At 62.5% G+C, this 13448-nt stretch carries 13 protein-coding genes and 1 tRNA gene; 2 read left to right on the forward strand and 12 right to left on the reverse strand.

All coding sequences use genetic code 11. The annotated features are described in order from the left end of the window. Positions 1-2 precede the first annotated feature (2 nt). The 3 genes from gshB to thrS form a co-directional block, all read right to left on the reverse strand. Positions 3-959 (reverse strand): glutathione synthase, encoded by a 957-nt coding sequence (gene gshB / locus BPET_RS14350; RefSeq protein ID WP_012249740.1) that lies wholly within the window; start codon positions 957-959, stop codon positions 3-5. 141 nt (positions 960-1100) lie between these two features. Continuing rightward, complete coding sequence (gene infC / locus BPET_RS14355; RefSeq protein WP_041862932.1) at positions 1101-1649, reverse strand: translation initiation factor IF-3; 549 nt, start codon at positions 1647-1649, stop codon at positions 1101-1103. Positions 1650-1669: 20 nt separating this feature from the next. After that, positions 1670-3622, reverse strand: coding sequence for a threonine--tRNA ligase (gene thrS, locus BPET_RS14360; protein WP_012249742.1), 1953 nt, complete (start codon positions 3620-3622; stop codon positions 1670-1672). 405 nt (positions 3623-4027) lie between these two features. Here thrS and BPET_RS14365 point away from each other — a divergent pair, with 405 nt between their 5' ends. Then, a complete protein-coding gene (locus tag BPET_RS14365; protein WP_041862934.1) occupies positions 4028-4762 on the forward strand; it encodes a response regulator transcription factor in 735 nt (244 codons plus the stop codon). 5 nt (positions 4763-4767) lie between these two features. Continuing rightward, on the forward strand, positions 4768-5133 hold the full coding sequence (locus BPET_RS14370) for a hypothetical protein (protein ID WP_012249744.1): 366 nt from the start codon (positions 4768-4770) through the stop codon (positions 5131-5133). A gap of 1 nt (position 5134) precedes the next feature. Here BPET_RS14370 and BPET_RS14375 read toward each other — a convergent pair whose 3' ends face one another. The 9 genes from BPET_RS14375 to BPET_RS14415 all read right to left on the reverse strand — a co-directional run bounded on the left by BPET_RS14375 (position 5135) and on the right by BPET_RS14415 (position 13391). After that, a complete protein-coding gene (locus BPET_RS14375; RefSeq protein WP_012249745.1) occupies positions 5135-6043 on the reverse strand; it encodes a LysR family transcriptional regulator in 909 nt (302 codons plus the stop codon). 76 nt (positions 6044-6119) lie between these two features. After that, positions 6120-6893 (reverse strand): SDR family oxidoreductase, encoded by a 774-nt coding sequence (locus BPET_RS14380; RefSeq protein WP_012249746.1) that lies wholly within the window; start codon positions 6891-6893, stop codon positions 6120-6122. A 303-nt stretch (positions 6894-7196) separates the two neighbouring features. Further along, on the reverse strand, positions 7197-8456 hold the full coding sequence (locus BPET_RS14385) for an O-antigen ligase family protein (RefSeq protein WP_012249747.1): 1260 nt from the start codon (positions 8454-8456) through the stop codon (positions 7197-7199). Positions 8457-8484: 28 nt separating this feature from the next. After that, a complete protein-coding gene (locus BPET_RS14390) occupies positions 8485-9474 on the reverse strand; it encodes a glycosyltransferase family 9 protein (protein ID WP_041863981.1) in 990 nt (329 codons plus the stop codon). A gap of 308 nt (positions 9475-9782) precedes the next feature. Next, entirely contained in the window at positions 9783-9986 is a 204-nt protein-coding gene (locus BPET_RS14395; protein ID WP_012249749.1) for a cold-shock protein, read from the reverse strand. A gap of 341 nt (positions 9987-10327) precedes the next feature. Beyond that, positions 10328-10404: transfer RNA gene (locus BPET_RS14400), tRNA-Val, on the reverse strand. Positions 10405-10431: 27 nt separating this feature from the next. Next, the gene (locus BPET_RS14405; protein ID WP_012249750.1) at positions 10432-11094 is read right to left on the reverse strand and encodes a phosphoribosylanthranilate isomerase; all 663 of its coding nucleotides are present in this window, start codon (positions 11092-11094) and stop codon (positions 10432-10434) included. Positions 11095-11100: 6 nt separating this feature from the next. Beyond that, positions 11101-12768, reverse strand: coding sequence for a TRAP transporter large permease (locus BPET_RS14410; RefSeq protein WP_012249751.1), 1668 nt, complete (start codon positions 12766-12768; stop codon positions 11101-11103). 2 nt (positions 12769-12770) lie between these two features. After that, positions 12771-13391, reverse strand: a complete 621-nt coding sequence (locus BPET_RS14415; RefSeq protein ID WP_012249752.1) for a TRAP transporter small permease subunit — start codon at positions 13389-13391, stop codon at positions 12771-12773. Between the last annotated feature and the right edge of the window lie 57 nt (positions 13392-13448).

Raw genomic sequence — 13448 nt, forward strand, 5'->3', positions numbered from 1 at the left:
TCTTACGCCGCCGCGCGTTCCAGCGCCTGGGCGAACATGCCCGCCACGTCGAAGCCGGTTTGCTCGGCGATTTCCACGAAACAGGTGGGGCTGGTGACGTTGACCTCGGTAACGTAATCGCCGATTACGTCCAGCCCCACCAGCAGCAGGCCGCGTGCGGCCAGCCTGGGCGCGACGATGGCGGCGATTTCACGGTCGCGTTCGGACAGCGGCTGCGCCACCCCCCGCCCGCCCGCGGCCAGGTTGCCGCGAGTTTCGCCAGCCAGGGGAATGCGCGCCAACGAATACGGCACGGCCTCGCCGCCGATCAGCAGGATGCGCTTGTCGCCCTGGACGATCTCGGGGATGTAGCGCTGCGCCATGATGGTGCGCGTGCCGTCTTCGGTAAGCGTTTCCAGGATGGCATTGAGGTTGGGCTCGGCCGCTTGCAGGCGGAAAATGCCCGTGCCGCCCATGCCGTCGAGCGGCTTGACGATGACGTCCTGGTGGTGGGCATGGAACGCCTTGATGCGCGCCATGTCGCGGGTAACGAGCGTAGGCGCGGCGAGCTCTGCGAATTCGGTGATCGCCAGCTTTTCCGGATGGTTGCGAATGGCCGCGGCGTCGTTGAATACCCTGGCCCCTTGCGCCTGGGCGTATTCGAGCATGTGCGTCGAATAGACGTATTCCATGTCGAAAGGCGGGTCTTTGCGCATCAGCACCGCGCCGAAGCGCGACAGCGGAACATCTTGCGCCGCGCCGGTGTCGCGCCACCAGTGGTGGCCGTGGAGATCGGCGTCGGCCACCAGTTCGATGCCGGTGGCGCGGGCCTGCACGACCCCCGCGTCGATGAACAGGTCGCCCTGCATGGCCACGCTGAGGGTGTGGCCGCGCGCAACCAGCGCGCGCATCATGGCGACGGAGCTGTCTTTGTAGGCCTTCAGGCGCGGCAGGGGGTCGATTACGAATAAGACATGCATAGTATGGACATCCCGGTCGCACGCCGTGCCCGGGCAGCGGCGCGCCAAACCGACATCGTAGCGTAAATGGGCACCCCGCGCCGGCGTGGCCGGCGTGGCTGGCCGGCTCGCAGCGCGGCCAGCCAGGCACGGGCTGGAGGGTCAGCCGGCGGAGTCGGCCTTGCCCGGCGTGCTCTTCTTGCGGGGGGCCAGCACCATGACCATCTGGCGGCCTTCCAGCTTGGGCATGGCTTCGACCTGGGCCAGTTCGGTCAGGTCATCGCGCACGCGTTCGAGCACGCGCATGCCAAGTTCCTGGTGGGCCATTTCCCGGCCCCGGAACCGCAGCGTGACCTTGGCCTTGTCGCCTTCTTCCAGGAAGCGGCGCAGGTTGCGCAACTTGACCTGGTAGTCGCCTTCGTCGGTGGCCGGGCGGAATTTGACTTCCTTGACCTGGATGACCTTCTGCTTGGCGCGGGCTTCGGCTTGCCGTTTCTGTTCCTGGTATTTGAACTTGCCGTAGTCCATCAGGCGGCAGACTGGGGGATCGGCATTGGGCGCGATCTCGACCAGATCCACATCGGCTTGTTCGGAAAGACGGAACGCGTCGGCCAGCTTGACGATGCCCAGCTGTTCTCCGTCCAGACCTATCAGGCGCACCTCGGGAACGCGGATTTCACCGTTGATGCGATTGGCTTTTTCAGTGGCGATGTTGACGACTCCTAAAAGATTTAATTGGCACTGCTTTCGGGTTGAACGACATCCCGTCGGGCGGCGACGTCTTCGGCCAGGCGGGCGGCGAAGTCTTCGAGCGCAATGACGCCGAGATCGAGACCGCCCAGGCCGCGAACGGCAACCGTTCCATTTTGCTTTTCCTTGTCACCCACGACAAGGATGTACGGTACCTTTTGCAGGCTGTGCTCGCGGATTTTACGAGTGATTTTTTCACCACGCAAATCAGACTGTACCCTAAAGCCTTGTTTTTTCAGGGTTTGTGTTATTTGCGCAGCATAATCGGCCGACGGCTCGGAAATGCAGCACACCACGGCCTGCACCGGCGCCAGCCACGGGGGCATCGCACCGGCGTGGTTTTCGATCAGCATGCCGATAAAACGCTCGAGCGAACCCAGGATGGCCCGGTGCAGCATGACCGGCGCGCGGCGCTGGTCCTGGGCATCGACGTACTCGGCGCCCAGCCGCACCGGCATGGAAAAATCGACCTGCACGGTACCGCACTGCCAATGGCGGCCAATGGCGTCTTTCAGGGTGTATTCGATCTTGGGGCCATAGAAAGCGCCCTCGCCCGGCGAGATCTCGAATTCGCAGCCGGTGCGCCGCAGGCTTTCCATGAGCGCCGTTTCGGCCTTGTCCCAGATGTCGTCGCTGCCGATGCGCTTTTCAGGCCGCGTGGCGACCTTGTACAGCACTTCGTGAAAGCCGAAATCACGGTACACCTTCTGCAGCAGCGCGGTGAAATCGGCGCATTCGTCCTGCAGCTGGTCTTCGGTACAGAAAATGTGGCCATCGTCTTGCGTGAAGCCACGCACGCGCATCATGCCGTGCAGCGAACCGGAAGGTTCGTTGCGATGGCACTGGCCGAACTCGCCATAGCGCAGCGGCAGCTCGCGGTACGAGTGCAGCCCGGCGTTGAAAATCTGCACGTGACCCGGGCAGTTCATGGGCTTGAGCCCGTAAACGCGGTTCTCGGACTCGGTCGTGAACATGTTTTCACGGTAATTGTCCCAATGGCCGGTTTTCTTCCAGAGCGACAGGTCGAGGATCTGCGGCGCCTTGACTTCCTGGTAGCCGTTGTCGTTGTAGACCGCGCGCATGTACTGCTCGACCTGCTGCCACAGCGCCCAGCCCTTGGGATGCCAGAAGATCAGGCCGGGGGCTTCGTCCTGGAAATGGAACAGGTCGAGGTCGCGGCCGATCTTGCGATGGTCGCGGCGCTCGGCTTCTTCGAGCATGTGCAGGTAGGCGTCCTGGTCGTCTTTGGTAGCCCACGCCGTGCCGTAGATGCGCTGGAGCATCTCGTTGTTGCTGTCGCCGCGCCAGTAGGCGCCGGCCACCTTCATCAGCTTGAAAACTTTGAGCTTGCCCGTGGAAGGCACGTGCGGCCCGCGGCAAAGGTCGACGAAGTTGCCTTCGCGGTACAGGCTGAGCGTTTCGTTGGCGGGAATCGACGCGATGATCTCGGCCTTGTAGTCTTCGCCGATGCTCTTGAAGTAGGCCACGGCGTCGTCACGCGTCCATTCTTCGCGCGTGACGGTTTCGTCTTTGCGCGCGAGTTCGGTCATTTTCTTTTCGATGGCCGCCAGGTCTTCGGGCGTGAAGGGCCGCTTGTACGAGAAGTCGTAATAGAAGCCGTTATCGATGACCGGCCCAATAGTGACCTGCGCGTCGGGAAAAAGCTCTTTCACGGCATAGGCCAGCAAGTGCGCCGTGGAATGGCGGATCATGTCGAGGCCGTCGGCATCTTTGGCGGTAACGATGGCCAACTGCGCGTCGTGCTCAAGGCGGTAGCTGGTGTCGACCAGCCGGGGCTCGCCACCGGGTTCGGTCACGCGGCCGCCCAGGGCGGCCTTGGCCAGTCCGGTGCCGATGGACTGCGCGACTTCGGCGACCGTGACCGGCCCCGGAAACTGACGCTGCGAACCATCTGGCAAAGTGATCTGTACCATCGAAAATTCCTGGGGAAGAAACGACAAACGCGGCTGTCCGCCGCGTTCCGTCTGATTGCTTGCTTGGGGACTGCCGCCTGACATGGCGGAACCCGACGCACGGTAAAACTAACGCGACATGGGGCGGAAGTTTCCGGTCGTAGTTCGTGTCGGGCAGGGCATCATGCTGAGAACCGTGTGGGTACGGCACGCACCAACGCGCGCCGATCGTCAAAGATTGTAGCATCCCCGGCGCCCGCCGTCCCGGGGCCTGGAGCCGCCACATCAGCAATTGCGTCAGCTGACATCTGAAATGTCAGACAACAGATTCGTCCTATTTGGCCGACACTTTCGCCAGACGCCGCCCTGCCTGGGTACCCTCCGATGACCGCGCAAACTCCATCGCCGCCCCGCCGCCCCGCCACCATGCCACCATTTACGGCCTCCCGCTCTGCTGATCCGGCCGCCCTGCCTCCAGGCCCGGCGCGTCGCTACCTGCTGCTTTCAGGCTCCACCGACCGCCTGCGCATCGCCATCCTGGACGACCATCCGGTCATCACGCTGGGGGTGGCCGCCTACCTGCGATCGCAACCCGACTTCGACATCGTGCACGCGGAAACCACCTCTGAAGCGCTGGTCCGCAGCCTGAAGCACCAGCCGTGCGACGTCGCGGTGGTCGACTTCTACCTGCCTCGCCAACCCTGGGACGGCATGGATTTCATCCGCCGCCTGCGGCGCCAGCACCCGCACATGGCCATCATCACGTTCTCGGCCGGCGCTCCCGCGGAAACCGAATACGCGGCATTCCGGGCCGGCGCCCATGGCTACCTGCCCAAGTCCGCCTCGATGCCAGTGCTGGTCGAGGTGATCCGAGCCGCCCACAGCCGCGGCAGACCCGGCGATTTCATCAGCTACAAGAACGGCACCTTGCACACTGCGGCGCCGCGCCATCCCGACACCCGCCTGACCACGGCCGAAATCGAAGTGCTGCGCCAGATCGCCCAGGGCCTGTCGGTAACGCAACTCGCCGCCCGTCTGCTGCGCAGCAAAAAGACCATTAGCACTCACAAGCGGCGCGCCATGAAAAAACTCGGGCTAGCCGACGACCTGGCGCTGGCGCTGTACCTGAACGAAAAATTCGACCACAAGGCGGGCCCCTGATACGCATGCTCCACATCGACGCCCTGCTGCCACTGTATCCCGACAGCGCCGCCCGGCGCGCCCTGCTCGAACAGGCATTGGCGCAAATCCGCAGCGACCTGTCCGACATCCGGCACGCCATTCTCGCCGGCTGTCTTGCTACCGCCCGGCAGCATGCGCACCGCGCCAAGGGCACGGCCTGCTTCCTGGGCAGCGGTGACACGCTGCCCGCCTTCGATCTGCTGTCCCAGGCCCTGCGAGCCGCAGACCAGCCCCGCATCCGCCAGGCATACGTTCCGGTGGAAAGCGCCCTGCGCGAACTCGAGTCCGCCCTGCGAGCACGTCTGCGCGCCCACCGCGAACAGGGCAATACCCCCTGCCCCGGCGCCTGATTCAGGCATCCAGGTGCGCCCGCATCTGGGACTCGAACCACTCCAGGAATGCGATCAGGCGCCGCGAACGCGGGCGCCGGTGCGGATAAAGCAGCGTTACCGGCATGGGCGGCGCAGGGCTATCCGGCATTACCTCTACCAGCGCGCCGGCAGCCAGCAGATGCTGGACGTCGAAGCGCGGTATCTGGATCAAGCCCAATCCCGCAAGGCAGCAGGCAATGTAATTCTCGACATTATCCACGAGCACACGGCTGGGCAGCTCTATGACGCGCACATTGCCGTCGCGCTGCTGGTATTCCCATGCCGCCTGCCGGCCAAGGCCCGCCGGCGCATAGCCGACCACCCAGTGGCCGCTGGACAGGTCGCCGGGTTGGCGCGGTTCGCCGAACTCGCGCAAATACGCCGGGCTGGCGCAATTGGCCATACTGACATGCCCCAGCGGCCTCGCCACCAGGCTGCTGTCATGTAGCGTACCGACCCGAACCACACAGTCGACGCCTTCGCGTATCAGGTCGATGGCGCGATCCGTGCAGCCCAGGCTGATCTGCAGCCGAGGATGGCGGCGCAGCAGGCCGGGCAGCATCGGTGCGATCAGGCGGCGGGCTATGCGGCTGGGCGCATCAATATTGAGCCGCCCAGAGACCTGCCGCTGGCCAGCCTGAAACAGCTGATCGATGTCTTCGACCTCGGCCAGCAGCAGACGAACGCGGTCCAGCAATTGCATGCCATCCGAGGTAACGCGCACCTGGCGCGTCGTGCGATGTAACAACCGAGCACCCACCTGGGCCTCGAGTTGCTGGACCGCCGCCGACACCGAAGCGCGCGGCATCCCCAGCGCGTTGGCCGCCTTGATGAAGCTGCCCATCTCAGCCACCTGCGCGAAAACGCGGTATTGCTCGAACCTGTCCATGCCGCGAGTCGGTCAGCCGCGGCGCAGTGGCGGCCTGGCACCCGCCAGAGTCAGAAACCGGGTATGCATGCGCCTCCTATTTGGTGGTGTAGCCGCCGTTGATCAGGATGGTCTGGCCGGTCATCCACCAGGTGTCGCTCACCAGGTGACGGATGAACGGCACGACGTCTTCAATGTGAGTCAGGCCGGTAGGCGAGAAGGCCGACAGCGCGGCGGCGGTCTTGTGATAAGCCACGGCCTCGGGGCTTTCGGCCGGATAGAAGAACGGCGTATCCATGGGACCAGGGCCGACCGCGTTGACAGAAATGCCGCGTGCGCCGAACTCCTTGGCGGCCGCGCGGGTGTAATGCTCGACCGGCGCCTTGCTGCCGGCATAGGCCGCGTAGAACGGCGTGAAGGCGCCCAGCAGCGAGGTCACCAGGGTCACGATCTTGCCGTTATCGTTGACGTGCCGTCCGGCTTCTTTCAGGAAGAAGAATGCCGCCTTGCTGTTGATGGCAGCCATCTCGTCGTACTCGGCCTCGGTGATTTCCGTGAACGGCTTCTTGAGCACCTTGCCAACCGTGTTGATGGCGATATCGGGCCGCCCGACCGCCGCGATGGCGTCGGCAAACAGCTTTTCCACCGCGCCTGCGGTGGTGAGGTCGCCCTGCAAGGCCACGCCTTGCGCGCCGCTGGTCTGCACCGCGGCCACCGTGGCCTCGGCCGCCTCGCGGGACGACGCGCTGTTGTAATGGATGACTACGGCGCGCGCGCCCTGCCCGGCCAGGTCGCGGGCGATCAGGCCGCCCAGGTTTTTGGCGCCGCCCGCAATGAGCGCCACCTTGCCGTTGATGGAATGATCAGCCATGGGAAAAGCTCCTTCGTGCATCGATGGGAGTCTCAGCTTAGAAGGAACGGCGCCGGATGATAAACCGGCGCTGCCTGGATAGATTATCCAGGAAAACCGCCTAATGGTATCAGGCGCGTCACTCGCGCCTGGCCGCGCACGCGATCCCGCCGCCGCGCCTGCTGGCCATGACGCACCATGAAAAGCCCTCCGGAGAGGACAGAAATCTGATCCCAACCGGTTAGGCAGCCAGGATCGGCTTTCGTACCTTCCCTTCTTTTTCTCCGTTGATTCCTTCCGTAGCGCGCAAGATGAACGTCGACACTATTTGCGAGCCAATTTTGAGCGTGCGCGCTCTGAGCTCAAGGCGAAAAGAACCACAACGGTAACGGCATAGATCGGTACACTGCGCATGCTGCGAAACATCATCTCCGTCAGGCTGAACGTGGCATAGCCCAGGGTAAACAACAACCCCAGCTTGGCACCCATGTGAGTCACCGGATCGCTGCTTCCCAAGCGGCGAAAGAAAATCGCGGCAGGAATGAAATACAGCGCGAGGATACTCAACAGCCCCGGCAGACCATACATGGCCAGCGCTCCCAGGAAATCGTTGTGAGGTTCGCCGAACTTGGTTGCAACGAGTTTCGTCACTACACCTTGATCGTGAAGGCGAGCCAGCTCCGCCCGAAAATTCGGCGCGCCGACGCCCGTCAGGGGCTTTTCTTTGAACATCAACCAGGACGCTTGCCACAGCTGCAAGCGTATGCCGACTGAAGTATCGCGGTCCTGATGCTCGTAGCGAGTTAGGTCGTGCCGTACCTCAGCAAAACGGCTTTCTTTTGCATGCCAAGCAAATACAGCACCCGCCACGACAAACGCGCTAAGCCCAGCCACAAATGCTGTCTTCGCACGCAATGACCAGTGGCGATTCGCCAGCAAGAGGACAACACCAAATACGACCAGTAGCGCCCAACAGCTCCGTGTCTGCGATAGCCATGCTGCCCACAGACTCAATGGCACGACGAATATTTTCAGGACCGCTTCCAGTCGGGAAAAACGCGATAGGCGCCCAGGCAACGTAAGGCAGGAAGCCAGTCCGAAGAAAAGCGTCAAGTCGGCGAATGCCACGGCGTTGTACCGCCCACCATACTCGGACACCGCCCCGCGCCCGAGGTCCGGGGACAGCATGATGACAAAAAGCATTACCGAGCCAGCATAGGCGCCTGCTAAGAGGCTCCATTGAACTTGCTGCAACCATCGCCGTGGCACCCGCAGGAGCAACCAAGCCACCGGAATAGCTAGCGCAAAGCGAAGCAGTTTCTCTAATTCTGATGAGCTCCATATGCCCAGCACAGCGCTGTTCACCAACATGACAGCCAGCGGCGTGGCAAGCGCCACTGACATCCAGGACAGCTCACCGAACTCGAAAGGCTCCCAGTGTTTGACTGCGTTCGCGCACATGGCAACCAGTGCGATCAGTGAGCTCGTGTAGATGATGATGGGCCCACCGACGGCGCTAGTCAGCGCCAAGGCAGGGACTAGCAGCGCGAGTATCGCGACACTACGCAAATAAAAACCAGGCATGGAAGACTATTTCGTCGAAAACTGAGGTCTACTGGTCAGAATGACTAACCGCGGCACGCCAGCCGATATTCTGTTCATGGGTGCGTACGAATCGCTTGAATGCTGAAACCACGCTGCCCGGCCTGAGCCATTCGCGCCAGTAGCGGTCGCGTAGGCGCCCCCCTGGGATATAGGCCGGATAGACGATGCAGGAAGGCGCCCAACCAGGACGCCATGCCTTCGTCCGAGTGGGGCGCCCCGTCAAGGTCAAGGTGGGCACGCCAACATTTGATGCCAGGTGACCTATGCCGGATTCGTTGCCAATGAACCAACCGCACTCATGAATGAATTCGGCCACGCCAGACAATGTTGAAGAGTCGAGCACGCTCAAACCGGCGTCAACCAGGCAAGACCAGCGCTCTCGTTCATGTGCCGCAAGAATATACACCGGATCAAAACCTAGACGGCTAAGCCGATGGCCGAGATCCACGAAATGCCGAGCGGCCCAGCAACGCTGTTCGCTGGTAGATGCAGGGTGTATTGCGACGCGCTGCCGGTGCGAGCGCAGACGCCCAGCCATCAGAGGCCTCAGGCCATTGTCCGTCGACGCATTTGGCAACTTCAATGCGTCGCGACAGTAGTCGCGTATTTGGTTGACTTTGATGAATCCCTTACCCGTCACAACGACGTGCGCATCGTAGTAAAAATAGGAACGCGCCTGATCATGCAGCGCATACGCCGGCCATCCCGCGTGCATCTGCGCGGCGCAATCAAAGTCGATTAGAGTCTGGCGGGCCTCGTTTTGCGGCAACGAGGGCCGGATGTCCATACCTGGAAACCAGGCCCGCAAAGCATAGGCGTAATCACCGAATATGGTCACTTCTCGCCCATGGCTAATCAGATTGCGTGCCATCGTCATCATTAACAGGGTATCCCCCAGACGCGGCGCCATGAGCAGTGCGACCCGCTTGGCCTCGGCCAGAGCGCGCACATGGTCAGGTTTGTTGTAAGGGGGCAAGTCGAGAACGGGCTTGATCATATATGTAGCGCGAAAACTGAGCGGCATTGGCGGGCCGCGCATGCGCCCCCAAAAAAACCACGGATGTAACACTCCGCCCCTAAAAAGCAGCGCTTTCTCAGAATTCTGACCAGAACGCCATTCTCTACTTTTTGAGACTTTTTATATCATAATTGTACTATATTGATTCACCCCCTCTCAGCCGCGCAGAACACCGTTTTGGGCGCTGTAGCCAAGGGCCGCGCACGCGATCCCGCGCCCAGCCTGCTGGTTATGACCTGCCATGAAAAAAGCCCTCCGGAGAGGGCTTTTTAAGGGCGCAGAACCGCTTAAAGAACGCGGATCTTGGTGGCCTGCGGCCCCTTGGCGCCTTGCGTCTGCACGTAGCTGACGCGCTGGTTTTCTTCCAGGGACTTGTAGCCTTCGCTTTCAATGCCGGAGAAATGCGCGAACAGGTCCTTGCCGCCGTTCTCGGGCATGATGAAGCCGAAGCCCTTGTCTGCGTTGAACCACTTGACGATACCGGTTTCCATAGTTACTTCCTTAATTTGACAACATGCGAGCGATCGCTCGGAAAGACGATCAAGGAAGGACTGTGGACAATGATGGCACGTTAACCGTGCATGACCGCACGACGATCACGACACTTGAAGATCAACGGCCACTATGGGCGCCTTATGGCCGGAAGTCAATCGAAGTTTCAAATGCCTTGCCGCGAGGGTAATGCAGCATGACCGCCCGCTTGGGAAGCGCTTCGGACAGTACGCGCATCCATGGCGGGTGGCGAGCATCTTTCTGGCGACGCCAGAAAACAAAAAACCGCCCGGCTGAAGGCCTGGGCGGCAATGTAGCGGGCGGGAGCCCACTGGAATTCTGGTAGGCGGTATTGGAATCGAACCAACGACCTCTACGATGTCAACGTAGCGCTCTAACCATCTGAGCTAACCGCCTGCAAAGAAGAAAGATTATATATGGCTTTTATAGGCCACGCAAGCGGTCATCGGCTTGGCGCACGGCGTCGAGCAGAGCGCGGATTTTGTCCGGCGATTTCTCGCCCGGCGCGGTTTCGACGCCGGAGCTGACATCGACAGCCCAGGGACGGCAGGCTTCGATGGCGGTCCCGACGTTGGCGGCGTTCAGGCCGCCGGACAGGATGAGCGGCCGCGCGGCGGCATCGGCGCGCACACCGGCCAGCAAGGCATGGTCGAAGGCCTGCCCGCTGCCACCGTAGCCGGCGCTGTAGCTGTCGAACAGCCAGCCCGCCGCCGCATCATATGCACGGCAGGCGGCGGCCAGATTGCCGGGCGTATCCAGGCCTGGGGCGCCCGTGCGGAATGCGCGCAGAAAGCGCGTGCCGTAGCGGGCGCATTCGGCCGCGGATTCATCGCCGTGGAACTGGATCAAGTCGGGGCCGACCTGGTCCAGCACGGCCTGCACGTCGGCTGGCGCGGGATTGACGAACAAGGCCACGACGTCAACGAACGCCGGGACCGTGCGGCGCAACCGAGCCGCCAGGACAGGCTGCACATAGCGCTTGCTGCCCGGATAGAACACGAACCCGATCGCGTCCGCCCCGGCCTGCACGGCCGAGGCGATGTCTGCTTCGCGGGTCAGACCGCAGATCTTGACGCGGGTACGCATGGCGATTTACTTGAATGCCGCGGCCGGGTCGGCCGCATCGTTGCCATATATATTAGTACCGTACGTGGACTCGATCTCGATCTTGACCGTGCTGGGATCGACGGTGGACACACCGGACTTGTAGTGCATGACGATGCCGGGGAAGACCATGACCGTGACCACCATGGCCAGCTGGATCACAATGAACGGCACCGAGCCCCAGTAGATCTGCCCGGTAGTCACCGGCTCGATGCGCTGACCCGTGACCTTGTCCCGGTACGCGTCCTTGGGCGCGACCGAACGCAGGTAGAACAGCGCGAAGCCGAACGGCGGGTGCATGAACGAGGTCTGCATGTTCACCGCCAGCAGCACCCCGAACCAGATCAGGTCGATGCCCATCTTGTCGGCCACCGGACCCAGCAGCGGCACGATGATGAACGCCAGCTCGAAGAAGTCCAGAAAGAACGCCAGCACGAAAGTCAGCAGGCTGACCACGATCAGAAAGCCCCACTGCCCGCCCGGCACGCTGGTCAGCAGGTGCTCGACCCACAGATCGCCGCTGACCCCGCGGAAGGTCAGGCCGAACACCGTCGAGCCCACCAGGATGAACACCACGAAGCACGACAGCTTGGTGGTGGTGTCCATGGCCTGGCGCATCAGGTCCAGCGTCAGCCGGCGGCGGATCAGCGCCATGATGATCGCGCCCACCGCGCCCATCGCCCCGCCCTCGGTGGGCGTGGCCACGCCGATGAAGATCGTGCCCAGCACCAGGAAGATCAGCGCCAGCGGCGGGATCATCACGAACGTCACCCGCTCGGCCAGCGCCGACAGCAGCCCCAGCTTGAACACCTTGTTCACAATGGCGATCACGAACGCCGTCAGCCCCCACAGCAGCAGGCTGAGCACCACCTGCTCGTCGACCGGCGCGGTGTCCTTCTCTAGCCACTGCGTCAGCACATAGGCCGAGACTGCCGAAATCAGCATTAGCACCAGCAGCGAACGGCCGCCGCGCGAGCCGTTGGGCTCGCGAAACGCCCGTGCCTCTTCGGGCAGCGCCGGCGCCATCGACGGCTTGATGATCGACACCACCACCACGTACAGAATGTACGACCCCGCCAGCAGGAACCCCGGCACCATCGCCGCGCGGTACATGTCGCCAATCGAGCGGCCCAGCTGGTCGGCCAGGATGATCAGCACCAGCGACGGCGGAATGATCTGCGACAGCGTGCCCGAGGCCGCGATCACCCCTGTGGCCAGCCGCCTGTCATACCCATAGCGCAGCATGATCGGCAGCGAAATCAGCCCCATCGAGATCACCGAGGCCGACACCACCCCCGTGGTCGCCGCCAGCATCGCGCCCACCACCACCACCGCGATGGCCAGCCCCCCGCGCAGCGGCCCGAAGACCTGCCCGATGGTCTCAAGCAGATCTTCGGCCATGCCCGAGCGCTCGAGCACCAGCCCCATCAGCGTGAAAAACGGCACCGCCAGCAGCGTGTCGTTGGCCACGATGCCAAACACGCGCTGCGGCAACGCCTGAAACAGCGACGCGTTGAACAGCCCCAGCTCCATACCCACCAGGCCGTACAGAATGCCGTTGGCCGCCAGCGCGAACGCCACCGGGAACCCCAGCAGCAAAAACACCACCAGCGTGCCGAACATGATCGGCGCCAGGTTCGCAATAAAAAACTCCATGATCAGCGACCCTTGTTTTGTTGTTGCTGGGCCGCTTCGCGCGCCTGCGCTTCACGGGCAATTTCCTCGGCAAGCTGCTCCTCGGCGCTCTTGCCTTCGGCGCGCGCCAGCGGATCGGGCGCCTGTCCGCGCAGATACCCCACGCACTTGATCAGCCGCGAAATACCCGCCAGCACCAGCAGCGCAAAACCCACCGGAATCATCAGCTTGACCGGCCAGCGCACCAGCCCGCCCGAGTTCGACGACTGCTCGTTGCTCACGTACGAATCCATGAACATCGGCCACGACAGGTACATGATCAGGATCGCCATCGGCAACAGGAAAAACAGCACCCCGAAAATTTCGATGTAGATCTGCGTGCGCTTGGACAGCCGCGACGACAGGATGTCCACGCGCACGTGTTCGTTCTTCAGAAGGGTATAGCCCGCCGTCAGCAGGAACATGGCGCCAAACATGTACCACTGCAGCTCCAGCCACGCGTTCGAGCTCATCTCGAACACCTTGCGGACCACCGCGTTGCCGGCGCTGACCAGCACCACCAGCAGCGTGATCCATGTGACAGCCCGGCCAACCCGCAGATTCAGCGCGTCTATGCCGCGCGATAGAGCGAGTAATGCTTTCATGATGGAAATAAATATCTGGAAAGAGAATGAGCCCCGCGCCCGATTTCGGCGGAGGTC

It is taken from the genome of Bordetella petrii, from assembly GCF_000067205.1.
Classification (GTDB): Bacteria; Pseudomonadota; Gammaproteobacteria; order Burkholderiales; family Burkholderiaceae_B; genus Bordetella_A; species Bordetella_A petrii.